The sequence below is a fragment of the Nitrospirota bacterium genome, from assembly GCA_016194305.1.
GTDB lineage: Bacteria > Nitrospirota > Nitrospiria > JACQBW01 > JACQBW01 > JACQBW01.
Genome location: JACQBW010000009.1, coordinates 21,379 through 44,099 on the forward strand (window position 1 = coordinate 21,379; position 22,721 = coordinate 44,099).

A 22,721-nucleotide genomic window follows, 5' to 3' on the forward strand; every position below is an offset into this window, starting at 1 on the left:
GTCCCATGAAGCTTAATGACAACTTTCTCATCAAACCGATTCTCTTCTCCGTTCTCTTAGTCGTACTCGGATACGGAACCGGAAAAGCCGCTCCGACAACCGATTTCAAAAACAGCCTAAATAGTACTTTGGAAGATCAAAAGGAAGTTTCTGTCACGATCTATAATTCCAACCTTGCATTAATCAAGGACATCAGAAACCTGACTTTAAAAAGGGGGATTTCCGAGTTGAATTTCTCCGATGTGGCCTCCCAGATCATGACTCAGACCGTAAGCATCAAATCGCTGACCAGTCCCAATCTCCTCCAGGTGCTTGAACAGAATTATGAATACGATCTCCTGACCCCGCAAAAACTCCTTGATAAATATGTGGGAAAACAGATTAAAGTATTGCGCGACGGGGCCGAGGTTCCGGTCACCATTTTGAGTACCAACAACGGAATTGTTTACCAGCTCGGAGATCGAATTCAGACTGATTATCCGGGACATCTCATCTTTCCCGGACTTCCGGAGAACCTCCTTTCCCGTCCAACACTGGTCTTAACACTTGATAATAAGAATGAAAAATCCCAAACGGTTGAAACAAGCTATCTCACGGCAGGTTTGTCGTGGAAAGCGGATTACGTTGCTGTTCTCAATCAGACCGATGACAAATTGGATTTGAACGGATGGGTCACGCTGGATAACCGGTCCGGCTCGACGTTTCGGAACGCAAAATTGAAGTTGGTTGCGGGAGATATTCATCGGGCAGAGGGGGAAAGAATGCTGATGGATTATGTCAGGGCGAAGGAAGCGAATGCCGCTTCTCCGGCATCGGCATTTTCAGAACATTCGTTCTTTGAGTACCATTTATATTCGCTTCAACGCGCAACCACTATCAAAGAAAATGAGTCCAAACAGGTCAGCCTTCTTGATGCAAACGACATTTCGGTCAAGAAAAAATATCTTTTCTATGGGAGTCAAAATGAATATCAGGCCTATTATCCAAAACCGGTCTTGAACCAGAAGGTCTCTGTCATGGTCGAAATTGCCAATAAAAAGGAGAACCGACTGGGAGTGGCACTCCCTAAAGGGGTAATCCGCGTATATAAGACTGACCTGGATGGATCGGAACAATTCATCGGTGAGGACAACATTGACCACACTCCCAAAGACGAAACCATTAAAATCAAGATGGGAGAGGCCTTTGATATCGTGGCCGACAGAAGGCAGACGGAATGGAAAAAAATCGCACACAATGTCTACGATGTTTCCTTTGAAGTCGTATTTCGAAATCACAAGGATTCGGCAGTCACAATTAACGATATTGAACCCTTCTTTGGAGATTGGGAAATACTATCCCGCTCCCACGAATTCAAGAAACTTGATTCAAACTCCGTTCAGTTTGATGTTCTTGTTCCTTCCAACGGATCTTCAACCTTGCAATATCGGGCACGGGTCACATATTAAGCTTTACACCCCCTTGACTTCCTGAAAAGCGTAATTAGTTTAATATTAAACGATTTGATCTGTGCTTAAATAGCATTTCCGAATCATGAAATAATATGACAATTGCTTTTCTTATCGGAAGTCTTCAGGGGGAGGTAAAAATGGATTGCCCAAAATGCAGCGGTCTGATGGTATTTGAAGAGTTTTACGATTACTTGCAAACAGGATATTTTAATTTTACAGGGTGGAGGTGTCTAAGTTGCGGAAAAATTATGGATCCCTTAATTGATTCCCACCAAAAGAACAGGATTCCCGCATATGTATCCAAAACTCGACGAAGAGTCTTAAAAGTTTAATCTTTGCGAATTGTTCGAATTGTTATAGCAAAAGAGGTCCGCATATGAAAGAAACTCCGGAATGGGTCGAGGTCTTCAATCAAGACCCAAATCAGACTGATCAAAACCCATCCTCTAAACTCCCTCGGTCAGAAGACGACAGGAGCTTGCTAGATGCCTATTCTGATGCTGTAATCAGGGCGGCTGAGAAGATTAGCCCTTCGGTTGTTAATATCGAGGTCAGAAATGGCAATGTGAGACGGCACGATCCGGACGAAGAAGCGAACCCTGAGACAGGTGGAAGCGGATCCGGGTTTGTATTTACCCCTGACGGGTTTATCTTGACAAATAGCCATGTGGTTCATCAGGCTAACCGGATCGAGGTAACTCTTTCCGATGGAAGAGGAGCCAGGGCTTACCCAATAGGCGACGATCCTGATTCTGACCTGGCCGTCATTCGAATCCATAAACCTGATCTGACAGCCGCAGTCCTGGGTGATTCGGAAAAGATCAAAGTTGGCCAATTAGTGATCGCTATCGGGAATCCTTATGGTCTGCAATGTACCGTCACCTCCGGTGTCGTCAGCGCACTTGGCCGCTCTCTCCGAGCCGGATCCGGCCGTCTCATCGACAATATTATTCAAACCGATGCGGCCCTTAACCCCGGAAATTCTGGAGGGCCGCTTGTGACATCGCGCGGCGACGTTGTGGGTATCAATACGGCGATCATACGCCCTGCCCAGGGAATCTGCTTTGCCGTAGGTATTAATTCTGTCAAATATATCGCGGGGCGTCTGATTAAAGAGGGTAAGATAACAAGGAGTTATATCGGAGTCGGGGGACAAAATATTGTTCTGCCGCGCAGACTGGTTCGCTATCATCAACTCCCTTTCGAAAAGGGAATTCAAATTGTGACAATTGAAAAGAATAGTCCTGCAGAAAAAGCCGGATTGCTTAATCGTGACATCCTCGTAAGCTTCGACGGCCATCCTCTTTCCGAAATTGACGATCTGCATCGACTTCTCACAGAAAACCGTGTTGGAATGAAATCATTTCTTACGGTCATCCGATATACTGAAAAGATCATGCTTGAAATTACACCCGGAGAACATCGTTTGATCCGGTGATTTCAAATTTAAACGATCTCTCCATTACAGAAGTCCTATTTTGATACAGGGGAAGAATGAAGTCAGTCTTGATTGTCAAAAATTGTACACGAGAAGGTCCGGGAATTATTGAAGACCTGCTCAGGCAATCCTCCATTCCATTTGAAACCATTGATCTTGAACAGGGAGAAATTTTTCCTCATCCGAAAAATCTTAGTGCGCTCATCGTCCTGGGGGGACCGGATAGCGCCAACGACAATAATGATAAGATGAGAAACACCCTGAAGCGGATTCAGGAAGCTCTCTCTTCTCAAATCCCCTATTTTGGTATTTGTCTCGGTTTACAGCTCCTCGTGAAAGCAGGGGGTGGAGCGGTTGTGAAGAATCCGGTAAAAGAGATTGGATTCCGGGATCCGAATAAGAACTTTTTTAAGGTCAACCTGACTCTTCATGGAAAGAGCGACCCGCTCTGCGGAGGTTTGGAGGGTAGTCTTAAAATATTTCATCTTCACGGAGAAACTGTCGAGCTCACTGAAAAGATGACACTTCTTGGAACAGGAGAATTCTGCCGCAACCAGATTGTCCGGATCAATCCTCTGGCATACGGAATTCAAGGCCATCTGGAACTGACTGAAGAACTCTTCAGGGTTTGGGTAAAGGAAGATCCGGAGTTGGCGGTTCTTTCACAGTCGGACCTGGCAGCCGATTATCGCCTGCTCCAGAAGGAACTATTTAAAACCGGTTCTACCCTATTTAACAATTTCCTGGTTTTAGCAGAATTAACAAAAAAGAAAAAAACAAACTGAGCTCATCTACTAAAAACAGTCAGCGGAAATTCCGAATTCTTATCAGTTACTCGAATCAATATCGTCCATTTTTTGGAAGGAAGTCATTTCGTAATACATTGGACTTTTTCAATATATAAGAATTAAAATGCGCTCAAAACCTACCCGTGGAAAAGAAAGGAAATGCTTATGCCTGATATCCTCCATAGAGTCGGAATTAAGGCCAAGCCGAAAGATGTTTACAAAGCCGTTTCTACGATTAATGGCCTCTCCCATTGGTGGGTTGTCGGCACAAAGGGTAGCAATAAGAAAGGTGGGATTATAGATTTCGGATTTACTGAATTAAAGGTTGTCGAATCTAAGCCTGGAAAACTGGTGAAATGGAAATGTGTGCGCGGCCCAAAGGAGTGGATAGATACTGAAATATCCTTTGAGTTAAAAAAAGGAAACGGACAAACTTTTGTTATTTTCAAACATGCCTGTTGGAAGCGGCCGGTAGAGTTTATGCATCACTGCAGTACAAAATGGGCTGTCTTTCTCTTCAGCCTCAAAGACTGGTTAGAAAAAGAGGAGGGAAGACCTTATCCCTATGACATGAAAATTCACGTCGGTGATTAATATTGTATGTGCTTCGTCCCAAACTATAAGTAATGGGTCAATAGTGTCCGACAGATTGCTTCCGGGAAATCACAGTTGAACTCTTTAAAAGTTCGTTTCAAGTTGTAATCTCATATCGTGAATTATTGAACAAAGCACCTAACGAAAATACCTCCCCGTTCTATTAAAAAACAGCCATAAGTCTACGCCCCTTTATTCTTCAAGGCCAGAATTCTTTCAAATCCATTTGGGACCGTCGATTTCTTTTCAGGTAGCAAGCGGCGAACACTTTCAGGAATCACGCTTTGATTTAAAATGAAAAGTATAGCAGATTACCATCGTTAATGGATATAATTTAAGGGGCACCATTTAAGAGAAGTCCAGATGTTTTCGGGTTTTGAGAAAAATACGAAGGGACGGTGTTAAGTTTCCTAGGAGGAACTCTCTTTAATTGATGACTACTGGTGTAATTTCGACTGCTACAAGGAAGTGATCGTGTTGGCTACCAGCCCAATAACCAGCCTTGTGGTAAATTCCTGAAACAACTACCCGTGCGCCCGCTTTTACCGGTGGAGTATAGTAGCTGAAGACATTCAAGACATGAGATCGATCTTCAAATTCGGTTTTCGAACCTTCTAGAACAAGAACAATGAACTCACTATCCATCTTTCCACGGGCTGGACTTAAGGAGCGAACATTTCCAGAAACTTTAAGATCTTTCCCATCGTAAGCCTCAGGTGAAACGCGGATAGCGTCCACGCTAACAGGATTGACAGATTCTTTTGCCTCGAGTCTGTTCAGGTTAAAAACGGCATCCCCGAATACGCACAGAATTATTAACATTAACAAAACTCTCATATAATAATTATACTACTCGTATAAAATTCTGCTTATGGAAGACAAATGGGGTTACAACATTTTGAAAAAGCCGAATCAATTCCTATTCTGGTTTATGATATTTTCCAGGGAGGATCAAACCGAAATTTTAAATTATTTCACACCAAGTTTCAGGAATCTTAAATTTTTGCCCTTTCTCAATTTTCCAATTTTGCTAATGGCATTCAACAAATCGTTGAGATTCGGATCAACAGTTTTTCTATATACCTGGACTTTACGACCGTCGTTTCCTACCCAACCAATTAGTTGAAACTGGAATATGAAGAGTATCATTTACAGACTTATTTTTGGATTAGTATAAAATTGCTCAAATGAACATGTGGTAATTGTAACATTAGTGCTATGAACACACATTCGTGACGTCTTTCCTGAAGCGAGTTTTAACCGGAGGTATCTGTGACAATCAGGGAGATTTGGCGTTATCCAGTTAAAACAATGGCCGGAGAAAGGCTGAAACGGGTAAGGATTGGGCCTCTCGGTATGGAAGGTGACCGCGTTGTCCATGTCGAGGACAGAAGGAACCAGGTGATTACCTCTCGCTCACATCCGCGTTTCTTGGGCCACAGAGGTTCTCTTGGAAGGAGTGGTGAGGTCTTGGTGGACGGTCGCCTATGGGACAGCCCAGAAGTTGCCGCAGAGGTTACGGATATTGGGGGGCCAGGTGCCAGGTTGGTTCGTTATGACGGTGCCGAGCGCTTTGATGTATTGCCATTGCTAGTTGCCACCGACGGTTCGATCGAGGCCTTCGGCTATGACCATCGGCGCTTACGACCCAACATCGTTATCGGTGGTGTGGAAGGATTGGCTGAACGTAGGTGGCCAGGCGCCTGTTTGCGAACCGGAAATGTCCTGATTGGCGTCCAGGATCTCCGTTTGCGCTGTATCATGACTTCGTACGATCCCGACACTCAAATTCAGGATAAGGAAATCACCCGAGGAATCTACCGCCGATTCGAAGGCAAATTAGCTCTCAACTGTTTCGTGATTGAAGGCGGGGCAATCTCTGTCGGCGACGAAGTCCAGTTGCTAAGAGGACGGGCCTCCGCAGAATCCGAGGTTTTCGCCGATATGGATTGAGTCCTTCCAGCAGTCTACAACCCTTGGACCTCTGTTTTGATACACGAATACGAGTGGCAATCTTCGTCCACGAAGAAGGTTTTTAAGCTACGACTTCCTCTTTTTTTTATTTGATTATGCGGACTGGTCTGGCTCTATGTCGGCCTCGGGCTCCCGAGAAATGAATTGAATCCGGAATAATAGGTTTCTATGGCATATGATGAAAAATTAGTCAGTCGATTGAGATCTGAACTCGGCCAGCGAAAGGGAATTTCCGAAAAAAAGATGTTCGGCGGTCTAACTTTCATGGTCGACGGCAAGATGTGCCTTGGCGTTTTGAATGATGATCTAATGGCACGTATTGATCCTGAAGTTTACGAAGCGTCTTTGCGAAAAAATGGTTGCCGCGGAATGACATTTACGGGAAGACCAATGAAAGGTTTTGTTTTTATCAGCCCTGAGGGCACCGGAAATAAAAAAGACTTAAACTATTGGATTGATCTTGCGTTTGATTTCAATAAAAGAGCAAAGAAGTCTAAAAAGAAATAATAGCCCTTCTTCCGCTCATCTAAAAATGCAAAATCAGATCAGTTTTTAGAAAATGCAACTGTACGTGCCTCTTATATGTGTCTCTCGGATGATGGAAATGAAATAAATAGGTAGCGTATAATTTATTGTTTTATATTTATTGTAAGTTTATAACTAAGACAAAGGTACTTTATGAAAAAGCTTATATTGATTATCTTAATTCTCATTTTGACGTCTTGTCTCATTTTGTGGACGAAAGGAAGGACTATGCGAGAAATTCGGACAGAAATTGAAATAACTTCTCCACCAACAAAGGTGTGGAGGATTCTCACTCAATTTGATAATTGGAAAAATTGGAATCCAATCATCAATGAGGCAAGCGGAGTCGCTTCTCTTGGGTCTGACCTTAGTATTGCTATGCGTGGCAATAATGGTAAAGACGGACCGAAATATATGCCTAAAATTACAATCTTCGAAGAACCAAAGTCCTTTCGTTGGCGTGCTAAAATGATGGCCGAATTTTTATTTACTAATGACAAGGTCTTCGAACTTGAAGAAACTGGTTCTGGCACTCGGTTGATTCACAAAGAATTGTTCAGTGGGATGCTCGTGCCTCTGTTTTGGAGTAAGCTAAATCAAGGCGTTCCGCCAATGCTAAAATCAATGAACGATTCCTTGAAAAGAATTGTTGAGAAGAGCTCATATTAATAATATTAGATAAGTTCTTCCTGAAACAGAGCATTGGGTCAAAATGGTGGCTAAAACAAGAATAAAGCGCTATTTATACTGGAGAAACCGCTCGATATATTTACCAACCAGGTCATTTTCGATATTGACCCGGTCCCCTGCTTTTTTCTCGCCTAAATTTGTTAGTTCCATGGTATGAGGTATCACCATAAGTAAAATCCCTTTTTCTTTTACCTGATTGATTGTCAGGCTGATCCCTTCGACGGCAATTGAACCTTTTTCGATACAATATTTTAGAAGTGATTTAGGAAGGTCAATCTGGTAAAGAAAAGCATTCTCAATCTGCTCAATCTTCCTGATTCTCCCGATGCCGTCGATGTGGCCGGAAACAAGGTGACCTCCAATCCTGTCGGAAAATCGCGCCGACTGTTCCAGATTGACCGGGTCGCCGGCGCGAAGATCTCCGAGCGTCGTCCTCGCGAGTGTTTCATTTGAAATATCGGCTGTGAATCTCGATTTGGAAAGCGCTGCGACAGTCAAACAGGCCCCATTGACCGAAACGCTCTCTCCGGAAGAAAGTTTTTTCAATACACCCCGGCCTTCAATGGTCAATCGGGCTGATCGGCCGGATTTTGCCATCCCCTTGACGATACCCGTTCCAGCAATCAATCCTGAAAACATGGACTAAAAATGGTATTTAAAAAAGGGAATAAAAAGAAAAGCTTTTTTTCGATCCAAAGTATCGACTTGAGGAACATATTTTATTTCGGGACGAGGTATCTCTATTTTCAGTCGACCTCTCTCCATATCCGTTATGCCTCTGGAAGGGTAGGCCATGCCATAGAAGGTTCCAGCGATGACCCCGCCCGCCAAACCATAGGCAATATAGTTGAAATGATCTGCAGGACGATCAGAAAATATCATAATGGCTGTTCCGAGCAATCCGCCGATTGCCGCACCGTAGTAAGCATTCCTGAATATATTTTCAAGCGATTTATCGTCCGCAGCATGGGCATTTCGTACGGTTATGGAAAAAATCGAAATAATTAAACATAAAATGACAAATGATTTCATCCTTTTCTCCTCGTAAAGATCTTACTGCTCAATTTTTTTAAAATTTTATAGAAATGATTGTGATAACTCAACTATTAAATTCTGTGAAATATTCGAACTAAAGATTATGGAAAGTTTCCGATGGTACATTCTGTTCAACTTGAAGAGCGGATGCTTTTGTTTTAAACTGAAAAGGTCATCTTAATTCTATTAGAGAGGAGATCCGATTATGAGCCTTAACGTGAAGAACCTTGATTTGTCAAAAACATTTCCGGCAAGCCCAAGAGAAGTCTTCGGCGGATATGTTCATCTGGCAAGAATGCGCGACAAAGCTCGTGCAAAAGCAGCAGGAACACTGGGGGAATATCACTATCCCTGTCCTCTCGACAAGGCGCTGCTGGAATTCCTTAACCTGACACCAGAGGCTTTCATTGCAGAAGCACAAAAAGAGACCAATGAAGAGCTCCTGCGCTGGGTGAAAGAAAAAGCGGCCCGAAAAAGCCCCGACGAACTTAAGAAGTGGAATGCGCTTTTTCTCAGCAAAAAACCGGACAGTCCGGAAAAACTCGCTTACTTCATCGATTCAAGGAACAAAGCCAATCCAAAGAGAACCGATGTAGAGACCTGGGTTGACCTGCTCGATTTGGAAGAAGGGCGGCTCGGATAATATTACTTGAGATACCCTTCTATCAAGAGATCTCCCCCCAGTCTTTTCATTTTTATTCTTTTAAGCAACGTGAGACCGGAAAGGCTCGAGGGAGACTTTCCTCCGATCGCGGAAACGGAATCGGATCCTCCCATCAATTTTAACGCTGTGAGATAATAAACCTTATCGACCAGTTTTTCCCGAATTACCGACCCGTTTATTCCCGATCCCCCTTCAATCAGAACCGAGCTTAACTCCATTTTTCCGAGTTTCTTCAGCAGTGACGACAGATCGACAAGCCCATCCTTGCTGGCCGTTCTCAGGACCTTAACTCCTTTTTGCTCCAACTGCATCACCCTTTTCTTTCTTCCTGTTTTCGTCGTCGCGACAATCACACGATCGCCGGGACGATATTGAAATACTTTTGATTCAAGAGGGAGAACCAGATCTTCATCGACAATGACTCTAACCGGGTTTTTTTTAAATCCCGAGTACAGGCGGGCAGTTAATTCCGGATTATCGGAGAGTACAGTTCCTTTTCCAACCAGAATCGCGTCATATTGGCTTCGAAGACGATGTCCGAATTGACGCGATTTTTCGCCGGTGATCCACTTTGAAACACCGGTACTGCTCGCAATCTTTCCGTCAAGCGTTGCCGCAACTTTCAAAGCCACAAACGGGAGAGCCGTTTTGATATAGCGGATAAAAATTTCATTCAAAACTTCCGCCTCCTTTTTCAAAACTCCTTCCTGAATCTCAACACCGTGTCTTCTAAGAAGACGAATGCCCTTACCATTTACTTTGGGATTGGGGTCTCTCATGGCGACAACAACCTTTTTAATTCCGCTCTTTAATATGGCTTCCGTGCAGGGGGGAGTTTTTTTATCGGTATGGCAACAGGGCTCAAGATTCAGGTAGAGAATACTTCCACTTGCCCTGTTTCCCGCTTGATCAATTGCATGAATTTCGGCATGGGGTGTTCCGGCCCCATGATGGAAACCGGTTCCCACCACGATGCCGTTCCGAATCAGGATGGCTCCCACCAGCGGATTGGGAGATACTCTTCCCTTTCCCATGTTGGCAAGACGGAGGACTTTTTTCATGACCAGCTCGTCCGATTCCATCATGCTCAGGGAATACCTCGTCGAAGAGAACATAGCATCTGGACACCATTCCGGTCCATCAGACTATTTCTTAGGGTATTTAATCGCAGCTCTGGCCGCTGCGAGCCGGGCTATGGGGACCCGGTAGGGAGAACAGCTTACATAATCGAGTCCGATTTGATGACAGAATTCCACTGATGCCGGTTCCCCGCCATGCTCGCCGCAGATTCCGGTTTTCAGATCTTTTCGGGATGACCTTCCTTTTTCAACGCCCATCCGGACGAGAGATCCCACCCCTTCCTGGTCGATCGATACGAAAGGGTCAATAGAAAGAATCTTTTTCTCGAGATAATCAGGCAGGAATTTTCCTGCGTCGTCTCTTGATAAACCAAAGGTTGTCTGGGTTAAATCGTTGGTTCCGAATGAAAAAAATTCTGCGGTTTTTGCAATTTGATCGGCAACAAGAACCGCCCTTGGCAGCTCAATCATCGTGCCCACCCGATAGCTGACTTTGACCTTATAAGACGCCATTACTTTTTGACTGACCCGATCCACCAGTTCTTTCATCAGCTCAAATTCCCGGACGAGGCCAACAAGCGGAATCATAATTTCCGGGATGACTTTGTATCCATCTCTTTTCAGTTCGCATACTGCTTCAAATATGGCCTGAACCTGCATTTCATAAATTTCAGGGTAGGAAATGCCGAGGCGGCACCCCCGGTGCCCGAGCATCGGATTAAATTCATGAAGATTTCTGTTTATCTGCACTAGCTTTTCAAAAGAAGTCGCCATCTCGATGGAAAGTTCCCTTAGTTCAGCCTCGGTATGAGGCAGAAATTCATGCAATGGGGGATCCAACAGACGAATGGTTACCGCCAATCCGTTCATTTCCTTGAAGATCCCGATGAAATCCTCTTTCTGGAAGGGAAGAAGCTTGTCCAGAGCCTTTTTTCTTCCTTCGAGCTGGTCGGAAAGAATCATTTCCCGTACCACCTTGATCCGCTCATCATTAAAAAACATATGCTCTGTCCGGCACAAACCGATGCCTTCGGCGCCGAATTCTCTTGCCATCTTCGCGTCATGAGGGGTATCTGCATTAGTTCGGATTTTTAATCGCCGGGTTTTATCGACCCATCCCATCAGCGTCTTGAATTCTTTGCTTAATTGAGGACGAATCAGAGGGGCTTCTCCCAGGATCACGTCGCCTGTCGATCCGTTCAGGGTAATCGAATCTCCCTCTTTCAAGATCAGAGTGCCGACCTGAACCGTTTTGGACGTTTCGCTGACATTAAGCGATGAACAACCGACAATACAGCATTTTCCCATCCCTCTCGCAACAACCGCGGCATGGGAGGTCATACCCCCTCGAGCGGTCAAGATGCCCTGGGCGGCATGCATTCCTCCGATATCCTCGGGAGAAGTTTCGGTCCTTACCAGGATCACTTTCTCACCGACCTCAGCATGCCTTTCAGCATCTTCTGCCGTAAAAGTAATTTTCCCCACCGCCGCTCCGGGCGAGGCGGGTAATCCGCGGGCAATCACCTGAATACTGGCAGAACTATCAATGGTCGGATGAAGAAGCTGATCGAGTTGAGAAGGATCCACCCGCATGATGGCTGCTCTCTGGTCGATTAACTTTTCCCGCGTCATATCTACCGCCATCTTGATGGCTGCAGCGGCGGTCCTTTTTCCGACTCGCGTCTGCAACATATAGAGTTTCCCGTCTTGCACGGTAAATTCGATGTCGCACATATCTTTATAATACTTTTCAAGTTTTTTGTAGATGGCCACCAGGTCTTTGTAGGCCCGTGGAAGTTTTTCTGAAAGTGCGGAAATCGGCAGTGGGGTCCGGATACCCGCAACAACATCCTCTCCCTGCGCGTTAAACAAAAATTCTCCGAAAAACTTTCTTTCCCCGGAACTGGGGTCACGCGTAAAAGCGACTCCGGTTCCGCTGGTCTCTCCCAAATTTCCGAAAACCATTGCAACAATATTCACTGCGGTGCCCCACGTATCAGGAATATTATTCAGCTTTCGATAGGTTACAGCTCTATTTCCGTACCAGGATTCAAAGACGGCATTAATTGCCATCTTGAGCTGATCCATCGGGTTGTCAGGAAAAGGACGGCCCGATTCCGACTTAACCAGACCTTTAAATTCACCAACAAGCTCCTTTAAAGCCCCAACATGCAAATCGGTATCCAATTGGACGCCAACAGCGTGTTTTTTTTCTTCGAGTATCTTTTCAAAAAGATCCCTTTTGACGTTCATGACGACACTTGCAAACATGGTAATAAATCGCCGATAGGTGTCATAGCCGAATCTTTCATTTCCATTCTTCGATATAAGTCCCTGAAGGGTCTCTTGATTCAATCCCAGGTTTAAAACGGTGTCCATCATCCCGGGCATCGACGCTTTTGCCCCGGAACGGACTGAAATCAGCAGGGGATCCTTGGGATCTCCAAATTTCATTCCCATGACCTTTTCAAGACGCTTCAAGTTCGCTAAAACCTCATCCCACATGCCATCCGGATGTTTTGCGCGATTCCCGAAGTAGGCAATACAGGCCTCAGTCGAAACCGTAAAGCCGGGAGGAACGCGGATTCCGAGATGGGTCATTTCAGCAAGACCCGCTCCCTTTCCTCCTAGGAGATCTTTCATGTTTCCTTTTCCTTCCGCCTTGCCTTCACCAAAGAAATAGACATACTTTTTTTTATTTTTTGACTTTGCCATAAACTGCTCCTCAGCGAAATTAACTTTCCGTCATGATTCTTGAAAAATCCGCGAATGATTTTAAAAAGGTCAGACTCTCATTGACAAGTGCCAGGCGATTTTTTCTGATCGCGGGATCAGGGTCATTGACCATTACAGCCGTAAAAAAACGGTCCAATGGCTCCCTAATCTCTGAAAAAAGCTCCAAAATGGATTCATATTGATGTTTCTTTAAGAAATCGTTGATTCGTTCTGTTTTTTGCTGGATGGCCTCATGCAACTGCTTTTCCTCTTCCACGACCAATCGTGCTGGCACAAGTGGTTCGGCCGTATATTCCTTCGGAATAATATTATTCAATCTTTTAAAGGCGATAGAAAGCGCAATGAATTTTGGATTCCGACTAAATTTTGCAAGCGCGGCGATTCTCTTTTGCTCATCGGTCAGATCCTGAAATTCAATCGATGTCACTGCCTGTATGATATCAGAACGGTATCCCCTCGATTCAAGTATAAATTCATATCTCTGTTTTAGAAATTCCCTTACCGGTTTTTGAACTTCGACCGCCAGCTTGTTCTGATTATGAAACTGCGCAATGGAACTTGAAATTAAATCATTCAGAGAAAAGGGAGAAGGATCAAAAGTCAACAGGATATGGATTAATCCCGCACCCTGCCTGCGCAGTCCATAAGGATCTTCCGAACCGGTGGGAGCCAGGCCGGCCCCAAATGACCCTGTGATGGCATCAATCTTGTCGGCTATAGAAAGAATCTTCCCAAGCAGACTTTCGGGAATGGGACCTCCGGCATATTTTGGAAGATACTGCTCCTCAAGTGCCCGAGCAATCGCGGGAAACTCTCCCTGCCGAAGCGCATATTCTTTTCCGATGATCCCCTGAAGTTTTGGAAATTCCCGAACGACCCCTGTAATCAAATCCGCTTTTGAAAGCAATCCAGCCCTGAGGGCGTCCTGTCGAAATTCGGTGTCGCGTGGAGAGACCCATTCTGCTATCTGGCCCGCAAGATTTGAAAGACGGTTCACCCTTTCCGCCTGAGTTCCCAGTTTCTCCTGATAAACAACTTTTTGTAACCCTTCTATCCGGTCAGAAAGCCGTACTTTAAGATCGGACTCGAAATAAAACTGGGCATCCGAAAGTCTGGACCGTAAAACCCTTTCATTCCCTTTCTGAACGATCTTAGGGGAAGGAGACCGAATGTTGCTTACTGCAATAAAAGAGGGAAGAAGCCGGCCACCTTTTGCCGCGAGGAGCGGGAAATAACCCTGATGTTCGCACATGGCGTTCATAATGACTTCTTTGGGAAGCTCGAGGAAACTCTCGTCGAAATCTCCCTTAAAGACAACCGGAAATTCTGTCAGATTGACTGCCTGGTCCAAAAACTCTTCGGTGATTTCGGCTCTTCCACCGGCTCTATTGCCTAGCTGAAGAGCGTTTTTCAGAATGCACGCTTTCCTCTCTTCGGGATCGATCAGGACATACTGCTTCCGAAGCTGTCTTTCATAACCTAAAAAATTCTTGACCCGGACCGGCCGGGGTCCCAGGAAGCGATGGCCATAAGAAATCGGGGCAGTTTTCACTTCACCCAGCTGAAATGGAATCGTTTTTTCGCCATAAAGGGCGACAATCCATCGGATGGGCCGGACAAACCGGATTCTGGATGGGCCCCAGACCATCGACTTGGAGAAGGTCACGGATTGAATCAGTTCCGGCAACGCACTTTTCAGAAGAACCGCGGAATTCAGTACCGGCTTTTTGCGAATTGCCGAGAGATATTCACCTTTCGCGGTCACTTTCACCTTGAGATCTTTGATCGCGACTCCCTGACCCTGGGCAAATTTTATTCCGGTCTGGGTCAGGTTGCCCGATTCGTCATAACTGATCTTCTTTGGGGGACCCACGATCTCTTCCGAAACTTCGGCTTGTTTGTCCGCAAGTTTCTTGACATGGAGTATCAGACGGCGAGGGGTACCGTAACTCTTCATCCCCTCAAATTCAAGCCTGTTCTCCTTGAACATTTTTCCGGCAATATTCTCCAGCGTCTTCATCCCAATCGGAAGGAGATTTGAAGGAATCTCTTCGACTCCAATCTCAAGTAAAAACTCTTTCATCATTTTCTGACTGGAGTCTCTCCTGCCAATCGTTTTTCAAGCTCGAGGTATCCCTCTGCGCACCGTTTGGCCAAATAACGTATCCGGGCAATATAATGGACCCGTTCTGTCACACTAATGGCCCCCCTTGCATCAAGGAGATTGAAGAGGTGTGAACATTTAATACAGAGGTCGTAAGCTGGTATCACCAGCCCCTCCGTAGTCAGCGCTTTGGCATCTCTTTCGTAAAGCTCGAAAACCTTTAACAGTGTCTCAATATTCGCCTTTTCAAAATTGAAACGGGAGTTTTGCACTTCACCTTCATGATGAACGTCACGATAAGTCACCCCTTTTGTCCACTGAAGATCAAATACATTATCTACTCCTTGTAGGTACATCGCAATCCGTTCTGTCCCATAGGTAATTTCAGCGGGGATCAGGTCAAGGGGAATACCTCCAATTTCCTGAAAATAGGTAAACTGGGTAATTTCCATCCCGTCCAGGCGGACCTCCCAACCCAAGCCCCAGGCGCCGATGCTCGGTGATTCCCAATCATCCTGAACAAATCGAATGTCATGTTTTAGAGGGTCAATCCCGAGGGAGGTTAAACTTTCAAGGTAAAGGCTTTGCACGTTGGAAGGGGCCGGCTTCAAGATGACCTGAAACTGATAGTATTGTTGAAGACGGTTGGGATTCTCGCCGTACCGGCCATCTGTCGGTCTGCGAGTTGGAGCGGCGTAAGCGGATTTCCAGGGACGGGGCCCGAGGACCTTTAGAAACGTAGAGGGATGAAAAGTGCCGGCCCCAGCCTCAATATCATATCCCTGCTGGATAACGCACCCCTGGTCTGCCCAGAAGCGAGAGAGGGACAACGTAAGTTCTTGAAAAAACAATTATTCTCCATTTTGAAAGAAAAGCAAAAAGATTGGTAAAGTTAGCAAAGTAACCGTGACTTTGTCAAGTCGCCCGACAAGTGTTCGATCGTTCAAAATGGCCCGTTTTTCCCCTTCAGTGGGTTTCTCTCATGAAAAAAGTGTGTGGGCCGTGGGGGGGGGGCGCCCCCCACCCCGCGGGAGAGAGAATCGGGAGTCCTTTTCAGGAACATGAGGTTTGCCAGTGAAATGGACAAGACAAATGCGTCTCTTTCAGTCGGATAATCCAAGTTTTTGGAGGCGGTCGATAATGATCCCTTCTCTCAATCCATGATCGCTCACCACCACCTGACCAAAGTCCAAAATCGACATCGCTTCCAGTAGAATCAGCACCCCCGTGACGATAATATCCTCTCTTCCCGCCTCCAGACCCTTCATCCCTCTTCTCTCATCCTTTTTTCTGGAAATGAGGCAGTTAAACAGATCCTCAATCCTTTTCCGCTGCAAAATGAATCCGTTGATCCTCTCAAATGAGTACCTTTCCAATTCCAAGTCCATCGCGGCAAGCGTCGTCAAGGTTCCGGCCGTACCTATCCAGGTGATTGGAACTTTTCTTTCCCAGATCCTACCCATGGACGATTTAACCTCCAACAAACTTTGCTGAATTCTCACTTTCATATCATCCATCTCAACCGGCAAAGGAGGATCCGACAACAGATACTGTTCAGTCAAAAACACTACGCCGAGTGGAAGACTCCACTTGTTTAAGATTTTTTGACGATCGGCAACGATCCACTCGGTACTGCCTCCCCCGATATCGATGAGGACCCTGAATTCCGTAGGGGCGCTCACGCTCTGGCAGATTCCAAGCCAGGTCAGCCTCGCTTCTTCCTCTCCCGAGATCACCTTTATTTCAAGAGGAATCCTTATTTTCATCAGATTAAGAAATTCGGATTGGTTTCTTGCCTCACGAACGGCACTGGTCGCAATGGCAACGACCTCATCGCAGCGAAATTTTCGGATAGACTGATTAAAGGAATGTAATGCTTTTTCGGTTCTTTGAATAGCCGGCGAGCTTAAATGACGGTCTTGAAAAAAACCTTCACCCAAGCGGGTAACCTGACGTTCCGAATAAATCTCGTTCCATTGCCTGTTAGAGGCTTCGACTATCAGGAGTCTCAACGTATTGGTCCCGATATCGATTCCCGCCAGGCGCATGAATTATCTCTTGAGAAGGAAATAGTAATCTTCGGCAGTCTGGTTCATCTCAATATGCAATTTCAGAGAATCACCGGCCGGCGGAGTTCGTTGAAAATAAACAAAGCCTCGAACGGTCGCTCCGGGCAGAATATCTCCCTCCGGGAGCGCAAGCGATGCAATATCAGATCCCAGAGGACGGGCTGAGTTAAGGGGAAAGGTGAATCCCATCCCGAACATGGAGTGATACCCGCCCATACCGATCCCAAGGTGGGCTGTGGGAGTCATCACATATCCCCGATCTGTCATGGTCTTTTCCACTTCAGACGGTTGAAGTGGCTTTAACTGGTTTCCACCCGTGTCCACCAAATAGATCGAATTGAGACTCACTGGAATTTTACTTTCCGATTCGTTTCTGACCAAAAAAAGAAACGGGGTAAAATATTGTTCCAGTTCAGAAGGGTTAAATTGCCACTCATGGGTCTGGACAGAAACTTTTGCTCCGCCCATTTTTTTTGAAATGATTCGCGAATGGAGATCAATTTTCCCCGACTGGTCCGGTTTTGGAATAAGAGCCTTTCCGCACCCTCCCGCGCAAAAAAGAACTAACACAATCATCCAAAAAAAGTATTTCATTTGGTTATCACCCTTCTCTCTATGTCATCGGATGGAGCCGCTCAGCTAACTCCGTCCTTAATGATTCCAGGTCGTCTCTCACCTCGGTAGCTTTCGACAGCAATCTTTTGAGATCGGGATCATCAAGGGGATTTTCTCCCTTTTGAAGTCTTTCAAAAAGCATCTTACCGACCCGGAGAGAGTGTCCGTCAAATTCTTTCTCTTTCTTTCTGATTTCAAACCGGGTTCGGATGACTTCCGTTTCGTCGAGAGAACGTTGTATCAGATCACTGACCCCTTTTTTGACAATTCTGACTCCGAGTTCGCTATCGTCTTTTATTCGTTTTAACATGGAAATATCTTACCATATTTGTTTTATTTTATTCACTATCCCATTGAAATAAGATCCAGTTTATCTTTCCACCGCCTTAACAGGAATTCTCTTAATCCCTGATGCTCGGAAAGCTCCAAAAGGGGATCGCGCCGCAATAGACTGATCGCCTCTTCCCGGGCAACTTCTAGCATCTTGCCGTCACGAAGGAGATTCGCCACTCTCAACTCCGGAATACCCGACTGCCGGGTGCCGAAAAACTCTCCGGGACCCCGTATGGACAGGTCTTCTTCAGCCAGCTCAAAACCGTTGGAGGAGTTTACCATCGCTTTTAGTCTTCTTTTTCCATCATCCGAAACGGGATATTGAGCCATTAAGAAACAATAAGATTGAAAAGATCCTCTTCCGACACGTCCGCGAAGCTGATGAAGTTGCGCCAATCCAAATCGCTCTGCATGTTCGATGACCATTAATGAAGCATTTGAAATATCGATCCCCACCTCTATGACCGTGGTGGATACTAGAATATGGAGCTCCTTTTCCTTAAATGCGCTCATTGTTTTCTCTTTTTCTTCTGGTTTCAGTTTTCCATGGAGAAGACCGATGCGAAAAGAGGGGAAAATTTCATTCTGCAACTGTTCTGCCATCGTCACTGCCGCTTTGAGATCGAGTTTCTCCGATTCATCAATCAGCGGATAGACAATATAGACCTGTCTCCCTCCCCTGATTTCCTTCTCAATAAAAGAATAGCAGGCATGGCGCTGTTTTTCGTAAAAGAGACGGGTTTGAATCGGCTTTCGACCCGGGGGCAATTCGTCAAGAACCGATAAATCCAGATCCCCATAGACGGTCAGAGCCAGCGTCCTGGGGATCGGAGTCGCTGTCATAACCAGCATGTCCGGACTTTTTCCCTTCTTTTTGAGTTCCAGCCGCTGTCTCACTCCAAATTTATGCTGTTCGTCGATCACCGTGATTCCGAGATTCTTAAAAAGAACCCGATCCTGCACCAGGCTATGTGTTCCAATGATCAACTGACTCTTTCCCCCGGCAATCTCTTCAAGCATTGTCATTTGCTCTTTTCTGCTGAGTGACTGGGTCAATAACCCGGTTGAGATATTGAGTTTTCGGAGAAGAGGCTGAAAATTAAAATAGTGCTGTTCGGCCAGAATTTCAGTCGGAACCATTAAACAAGCCTGGTATCCGTTTTCAACTGCGATCAACATGGAGATGAGCGCCACAACTGTTTTTCCCGATCCCACATCCCCCTGAAGGAGACGGCTCATCGGCAAATCGGATTTCATATCCCGCCTGATCTCCTGGAGAACCCGGTGTTGAGCGGAGGTCAGCTGAAAAGAGAGAGATTGAAGCAGTTTTTCCTCCAGAACTCCTTCCGTGTTAAAAGAAATTCCCTTGTCCTCATGGCTGTTTCGATTTTTTCTGAGTGTGAGTCCGATTTCCAAATAGAAGAAATCTTCAAAAACCATTCTTCGCTGGAAAATAGTTCTTCCTTCAAGCGCCTCCAAATAGAGCTCCCGGGTTGAAGGAAAATGAATCTCTCTCAACGCATCGGACAGGGAGGGAAACTGAAATTTTTCAACGAGGAAGGCAGGAAGCCTCTCTTTTTCGTTTTGCAGAAACCCTTCATTGAACAGGGACTTAACGAGCATCCGAAGGTTTTTGGAGCTCAGTCCCTCTGTCTCGTGATAAACCGGAACGAATTTACCATGATCGACCGGTCGATCTTCCGATTCGTTGATCGTCTCATAACTCAATGGGCTCATTTCGAACCGGTTCCCTTCAAACCGGTTGAGGGATACTTTTCCGGTCAGGATCATTCGCTCTCCGGGCTTTAAAATTTTTTCAAGATAAGGTTGATTAAACCACTTGCAGATTAAAAGACCCGTTTCATCTTCGAGAATCAGTTCAAAAATTCTAAAATGTTTTCGGGAGGTCGTTCGGCTGCCAACCCTCTTGATCGTACCCGAAACCATCTGCACTTCATCGAGAGTCAGTTGAGAAATCTTTTTGACGGTCGTTCGATCTTCATATCGGTAAGGAAGATAAAAGAGGAGGTCTTCCACCGTAGTCAACCCTAATTTCTTGAGTAAAGAGGCTTTATACGGACCCACTCCTTTTACGTATTGAAGCGGGGTATCCCAGTTGATCCTGGAGTTCATCAATTTTCTATTCCACTGGTCCAACAATGAGCGATACCATGTTTGCATTGAAGCAGGGTATCCCAGTTGATTCTGGAGTTCAGCTAGCTTTTTCCATTCCGAACATGGCCGAATGACCTTCCGATTTGCGGTCGCCCTTCACAGGGAGTGCCCTGATAGAAGACTCGGCGAAATCCGTTTATACCACATTCACTAATCTTGCTAAAGATGAGTATGAATTTCGGCGCCGTCGGAGAGAATGGCATTCCCTGCGAAGGGTGAAAAACTCACTTTAACGATTAAAATCCTTGAATCCGCACCAGGAGTTATGTTATCTTAACTCTTTTTTCAACATGGGTCTGATATTGGGAATGAAATTCAGGGGGAATCATGGCAAGTCATTGCGAAATTTGTAACAAAACCAAAACCATCGGTAACAGCGTCAGTCACGCCAGCAATAAGACCAAACGGGCTTTTCGTCCCAATTTACAAAGGGTTCATGCCATCGTCAATGGGGCGTCGAAAAAGATCCGGGTTTGTACGGTCTGCATCAAGTCCGGCAAAATCCAGAAAGCCATCTAAAACTCCTGAAAAAACGTAACTACGGCGTTCTCGCCTTTCGTTCTTCTCGACGTATCAATCAAATACGCCTCCGTCACACTCAAGGCTGCGGCCTGACCTCTGAAATTTTTTGAACAAATTAATTCCCGTTTATCTCAATTCCTCCCACCCCCTCATACCCGCGGTACAAAACAAGAAATAAACTTTTGGAAGTCCCCGAAGGGGGTACCTAATGTTTTTGAGCCGAATTGGACTCTCCTTAGCTGAACTGGCGTTAGCTATTGATCTCTAACTCCACCTTTACTTGTGATAGATGGCGCTTTCTTCATGAACCGCCCGAATCATTTCTTTGGCGTTCTCAAATGGCGTGTCCGGCAAGATGCCATGTCCCAGATTAAAAATGTGTCCGGGTCCTTTCCCAAACTTCTCAAGTATCTTTTTCACTTCGGAACGTATGGTACCGGAATCGCCATAAAGGACACAGGGTTCAAGATTTCCCTGAAATGCGACCTTGTTCCCAAACTGTTCACGTGCAATTCGGAGATCCGTCCGCCAGTCGAGGCTAATCACATCCGCCCCGGTGGCAACGAGCCGCTCAAGCAAGAGACCTCCGCCATTGAGATATAAAATGGCGGGCACGCCACTTTTTTTTATTTCAGCGATAATCCTTTTCGTATACGGAAACGAAAAAAACTGATATTCATCTCCGGAAAGCGCTCCGGCCCAGGTATCAAAAATCTGAATCGTTTCGGCTCCCGCTTCGACCTGGGCTCTGACATAGTCCATCACGGTCGTGGTTGTTTTTTCAAGTAGCTCATGGAGTAAAGTCGGTGACTGATACATCCATTTTTTTATGGCATTAAAATTCCTGGAGGTTTCCCCTTCGATCATATAGGTAGCCAGCGTATAAGGTGCCCCTGAAAATCCAATGAGCGGGACTCTCCCTTCCAGTTCTTTTCGGATCTTCCTGATGGCATCAAAGACAAATGGCGTCCTTTCTTCAATTCTGGGAGTGGTCAATTTTCTGATTTGTTCCTGGTTCCGGATCGGCGACGGGAAAACCGGACCCTTATTCTCCGTAAAAACCACCTCCAGGCCCATCGCCTCCACCGGAATAAGAATGTCTGAAAACAGTATTGCGACATCGACATCAAGCAGGTTGACCGGAAGCAGAGTCGCCTCCGTGGCAAGATCCGGCGTTTTGCATAATGTCAAGAAATCAACTTTAGCACGGATGGCCTGGTACTCTTTCATATAACGTCCTGCCTGACGCATGATCCAGACGGGTGTGATGTCGACCGGTTCCTTCCGGCAAGCTTTCAGGAAACGTTCATTCTTAATCCGCTTATTCAATTTCTCTTCTCCCCTCTTGCCGTCCCGGAAGGGTCTTTAAAGATACCGTCGCACTGATTCCTGACATCTTTTTTTCGCAATCTTTCCATCGGATTGACGGCCTCCTCCAGACTCAGAATTCCCTTTCCCGGCGTCGCGGTAATCAAAGTGGAAAGGTCGATCTTCGAAACGGGAGAGTTTCCCCAGACAATTGTTTTTCCTGTCAGACTGGTATCATCTTTTAAAAGATCCCTCAAATTTCTCCTTTTGGAGGAAGGACCGCTTATTAAACATTCGACAACCCCGCTAAAACTGATCAAAAATTGAGCCACTAACGGAATGAATCCGCCGGATGACTCGATCAAATCCTCGTGAGGACAAAAAACGAGGTTTGCGTAACTTGAAACGTACTTAAATCTCTTTTTATGTTCAAATCCCTGCGAAACTGCAATCGACAAATTGTCCCGTCTCAGCTCTTTCAGACGAATGATTGTCCCGTTTTCAAGCTGGATCAAGACGCTTAAGCAGTCCGACGGATCCGGTGATTCCTTTTCATCTCTATATTCTTCATCGATCATACTCGACTTGATCCAACGTTTCTTAAAACGGCGATATCCTAAC

At 45.6% G+C, this 22,721-nt stretch carries 22 protein-coding genes; 9 read left to right on the forward strand and 13 right to left on the reverse strand.

Going from position 1 to position 22,721, the window contains the following annotated elements:
• The first annotated feature begins 5 nt into the window (after nt 1–5).
• The 4 genes from HY200_04310 to HY200_04325 all read left to right on the forward strand — a co-directional run bounded on the left by HY200_04310 (nt 6) and on the right by HY200_04325 (nt 4,271).
• Nucleotides 6–1,448 (forward strand): DUF4139 domain-containing protein, encoded by a 1,443-nt coding sequence (locus tag HY200_04310; protein MBI3594158.1) that lies wholly within the window; start codon nt 6–8, stop codon nt 1,446–1,448.
• Nucleotides 1,449–1,827: 379 nt separating this feature from the next.
• A complete protein-coding gene (locus tag HY200_04315) occupies nt 1,828–2,889 on the forward strand; it encodes a trypsin-like peptidase domain-containing protein (GenBank protein ID MBI3594159.1) in 1,062 nt (353 codons plus the stop codon).
• Between the two features lie 56 nt (nt 2,890–2,945).
• Nucleotides 2,946–3,674, forward strand: coding sequence for a type 1 glutamine amidotransferase (locus tag HY200_04320; protein ID MBI3594160.1), 729 nt, complete (start codon nt 2,946–2,948; stop codon nt 3,672–3,674).
• Nucleotides 3,675–3,842: 168 nt separating this feature from the next.
• Nucleotides 3,843–4,271: an SRPBCC domain-containing protein gene (locus tag HY200_04325; protein ID MBI3594161.1), complete on the forward strand. Its 429-nt coding sequence runs from the start codon at nt 3,843–3,845 to the stop codon at nt 4,269–4,271.
• A gap of 426 nt (nt 4,272–4,697) precedes the next feature.
• Here HY200_04325 and HY200_04330 read toward each other — a convergent pair whose 3' ends face one another.
• Nucleotides 4,698–5,093, reverse strand: coding sequence for a hypothetical protein (locus HY200_04330; GenBank protein MBI3594162.1), 396 nt, complete (start codon nt 5,091–5,093; stop codon nt 4,698–4,700).
• A 489-nt stretch (nt 5,094–5,582) separates the two neighbouring features.
• Between HY200_04330 and HY200_04335 the strand changes: the two genes are divergently transcribed.
• From HY200_04335 to HY200_04345, 3 genes are all read left to right on the forward strand, one after another.
• A complete protein-coding gene (locus tag HY200_04335; protein ID MBI3594163.1) occupies nt 5,583–6,224 on the forward strand; it encodes an MOSC domain-containing protein in 642 nt (213 codons plus the stop codon).
• 189 nt (nt 6,225–6,413) lie between these two features.
• Nucleotides 6,414–6,752 carry a TfoX/Sxy family protein gene (locus HY200_04340; protein MBI3594164.1) on the forward strand — a complete coding sequence of 113 codons (339 nt, stop codon included), beginning with the start codon at nt 6,414–6,416 and terminating at the stop codon, nt 6,750–6,752.
• A 246-nt stretch (nt 6,753–6,998) separates the two neighbouring features.
• A complete protein-coding gene (locus HY200_04345; GenBank protein MBI3594165.1) occupies nt 6,999–7,439 on the forward strand; it encodes an SRPBCC domain-containing protein in 441 nt (146 codons plus the stop codon).
• Nucleotides 7,440–7,508: 69 nt separating this feature from the next.
• On the opposite strand, the gene HY200_04350 is transcribed toward HY200_04345, so the two are convergent.
• Both HY200_04350 and HY200_04355 read right to left on the reverse strand, forming a co-directional pair.
• Entirely contained in the window at nt 7,509–8,099 is a 591-nt protein-coding gene (locus tag HY200_04350) for a riboflavin synthase (GenBank protein ID MBI3594166.1), read from the reverse strand.
• 3 nt (nt 8,100–8,102) lie between these two features.
• The gene (locus HY200_04355; GenBank protein MBI3594167.1) at nt 8,103–8,492 is read right to left on the reverse strand and encodes a hypothetical protein; all 390 of its coding nucleotides are present in this window, start codon (nt 8,490–8,492) and stop codon (nt 8,103–8,105) included.
• A gap of 208 nt (nt 8,493–8,700) precedes the next feature.
• On the opposite strand from HY200_04355, the gene HY200_04360 reads away from it, so the two are divergent.
• Complete coding sequence (locus tag HY200_04360; GenBank protein MBI3594168.1) at nt 8,701–9,138, forward strand: DUF5069 domain-containing protein; 438 nt, start codon at nt 8,701–8,703, stop codon at nt 9,136–9,138.
• A gap of 2 nt (nt 9,139–9,140) precedes the next feature.
• Here the strand turns inward: HY200_04360 and ribD are convergent, their stop codons facing one another.
• The 8 genes from ribD to recG form a co-directional block, all read right to left on the reverse strand.
• A complete protein-coding gene (ribD, locus tag HY200_04365; protein ID MBI3594169.1) occupies nt 9,141–10,241 on the reverse strand; it encodes a bifunctional diaminohydroxyphosphoribosylaminopyrimidine deaminase/5-amino-6-(5-phosphoribosylamino)uracil reductase RibD in 1,101 nt (366 codons plus the stop codon).
• Between the two features lie 63 nt (nt 10,242–10,304).
• Nucleotides 10,305–12,953: a pyruvate, phosphate dikinase gene (locus HY200_04370; GenBank protein ID MBI3594170.1), complete on the reverse strand. Its 2,649-nt coding sequence runs from the start codon at nt 12,951–12,953 to the stop codon at nt 10,305–10,307.
• A gap of 19 nt (nt 12,954–12,972) precedes the next feature.
• Nucleotides 12,973–15,060, reverse strand: a complete 2,088-nt coding sequence (locus HY200_04375) for a glycine--tRNA ligase subunit beta (GenBank protein ID MBI3594171.1) — start codon at nt 15,058–15,060, stop codon at nt 12,973–12,975.
• Complete coding sequence (locus tag HY200_04380; GenBank protein MBI3594172.1) at nt 15,057–15,929, reverse strand: glycine--tRNA ligase subunit alpha; 873 nt, start codon at nt 15,927–15,929, stop codon at nt 15,057–15,059. The genes HY200_04375 and HY200_04380 overlap by 4 nt, the downstream gene beginning before the upstream one ends.
• Nucleotides 15,930–16,181: 252 nt before the next feature.
• A complete protein-coding gene (locus HY200_04385) occupies nt 16,182–17,126 on the reverse strand; it encodes a Ppx/GppA family phosphatase (protein ID MBI3594173.1) in 945 nt (314 codons plus the stop codon).
• 3 nt (nt 17,127–17,129) lie between these two features.
• Nucleotides 17,130–17,741 (reverse strand): hypothetical protein, encoded by a 612-nt coding sequence (locus tag HY200_04390; protein ID MBI3594174.1) that lies wholly within the window; start codon nt 17,739–17,741, stop codon nt 17,130–17,132.
• A gap of 19 nt (nt 17,742–17,760) precedes the next feature.
• Entirely contained in the window at nt 17,761–18,072 is a 312-nt protein-coding gene (locus HY200_04395; protein MBI3594175.1) for a hypothetical protein, read from the reverse strand.
• A gap of 35 nt (nt 18,073–18,107) precedes the next feature.
• Nucleotides 18,108–20,276: an ATP-dependent DNA helicase RecG gene (recG, locus tag HY200_04400; GenBank protein MBI3594176.1), complete on the reverse strand. Its 2,169-nt coding sequence runs from the start codon at nt 20,274–20,276 to the stop codon at nt 18,108–18,110.
• A gap of 321 nt (nt 20,277–20,597) precedes the next feature.
• Between recG and HY200_04405 the strand changes: the two genes are divergently transcribed.
• Nucleotides 20,598–20,789: a 50S ribosomal protein L28 gene (locus tag HY200_04405; protein ID MBI3594177.1), complete on the forward strand. Its 192-nt coding sequence runs from the start codon at nt 20,598–20,600 to the stop codon at nt 20,787–20,789.
• Nucleotides 20,790–21,068: 279 nt separating this feature from the next.
• Here HY200_04405 and HY200_04410 read toward each other — a convergent pair whose 3' ends face one another.
• Together HY200_04410 and HY200_04415 are read right to left on the reverse strand one after the other, a co-directional pair.
• On the reverse strand, nt 21,069–22,121 hold the full coding sequence (locus HY200_04410; GenBank protein MBI3594178.1) for a uroporphyrinogen decarboxylase: 1,053 nt from the start codon (nt 22,119–22,121) through the stop codon (nt 21,069–21,071).
• Nucleotides 22,118–22,678, reverse strand: coding sequence for a hypothetical protein (locus HY200_04415; GenBank protein MBI3594179.1), 561 nt, complete (start codon nt 22,676–22,678; stop codon nt 22,118–22,120). Before HY200_04415 ends, HY200_04410 begins: the two co-directional genes overlap by 4 nt.
• Nucleotides 22,679–22,721: the final 43 nt, after the last annotated feature.

Coding starts and splice junctions, on each gene's coding strand:
- HY200_04310 (MBI3594158.1), top strand. CDS start 6: ATGAAGCTTAATGACAACTTTCTCATCAAACCGATTCTCTTCTCCGTT.
- HY200_04315 (MBI3594159.1), top strand. CDS start 1,828: ATGAAAGAAACTCCGGAATGGGTCGAGGTCTTCAATCAAGACCCAAAT.
- HY200_04320 (MBI3594160.1), top strand. CDS start 2,946: ATGAAGTCAGTCTTGATTGTCAAAAATTGTACACGAGAAGGTCCGGGA.
- HY200_04325 (MBI3594161.1), top strand. CDS start 3,843: ATGCCTGATATCCTCCATAGAGTCGGAATTAAGGCCAAGCCGAAAGAT.
- HY200_04330 (MBI3594162.1), bottom strand. CDS start 5,093: ATGTTAATAATTCTGTGCGTATTCGGGGATGCCGTTTTTAACCTGAAC.
- HY200_04335 (MBI3594163.1), top strand. CDS start 5,583: ATGGCCGGAGAAAGGCTGAAACGGGTAAGGATTGGGCCTCTCGGTATG.
- HY200_04340 (MBI3594164.1), top strand. CDS start 6,414: ATGGCATATGATGAAAAATTAGTCAGTCGATTGAGATCTGAACTCGGC.
- HY200_04345 (MBI3594165.1), top strand. CDS start 6,999: ATGCGAGAAATTCGGACAGAAATTGAAATAACTTCTCCACCAACAAAG.
- HY200_04350 (MBI3594166.1), bottom strand. CDS start 8,099: ATGTTTTCAGGATTGATTGCTGGAACGGGTATCGTCAAGGGGATGGCA.
- HY200_04355 (MBI3594167.1), bottom strand. CDS start 8,492: ATGAAATCATTTGTCATTTTATGTTTAATTATTTCGATTTTTTCCATA.
- HY200_04360 (MBI3594168.1), top strand. CDS start 8,701: ATGAGCCTTAACGTGAAGAACCTTGATTTGTCAAAAACATTTCCGGCA.
- ribD (MBI3594169.1), bottom strand. CDS start 10,241: ATGGAATCGGACGAGCTGGTCATGAAAAAAGTCCTCCGTCTTGCCAAC.
- HY200_04370 (MBI3594170.1), bottom strand. CDS start 12,953: ATGGCAAAGTCAAAAAATAAAAAAAAGTATGTCTATTTCTTTGGTGAA.
- HY200_04375 (MBI3594171.1), bottom strand. CDS start 15,060: ATGATGAAAGAGTTTTTACTTGAGATTGGAGTCGAAGAGATTCCTTCA.
- HY200_04385 (MBI3594173.1), bottom strand. CDS start 17,126: ATGCGCCTGGCGGGAATCGATATCGGGACCAATACGTTGAGACTCCTG.
- HY200_04390 (MBI3594174.1), bottom strand. CDS start 17,741: ATGAAATACTTTTTTTGGATGATTGTGTTAGTTCTTTTTTGCGCGGGA.
- HY200_04395 (MBI3594175.1), bottom strand. CDS start 18,072: ATGTTAAAACGAATAAAAGACGATAGCGAACTCGGAGTCAGAATTGTC.
- recG (MBI3594176.1), bottom strand. CDS start 20,276: ATGCAAACATGGTATCGCTCATTGTTGGACCAGTGGAATAGAAAATTG.
- HY200_04405 (MBI3594177.1), top strand. CDS start 20,598: ATGGCAAGTCATTGCGAAATTTGTAACAAAACCAAAACCATCGGTAAC.
- HY200_04415 (MBI3594179.1), bottom strand. CDS start 22,678: ATGATCGATGAAGAATATAGAGATGAAAAGGAATCACCGGATCCGTCG.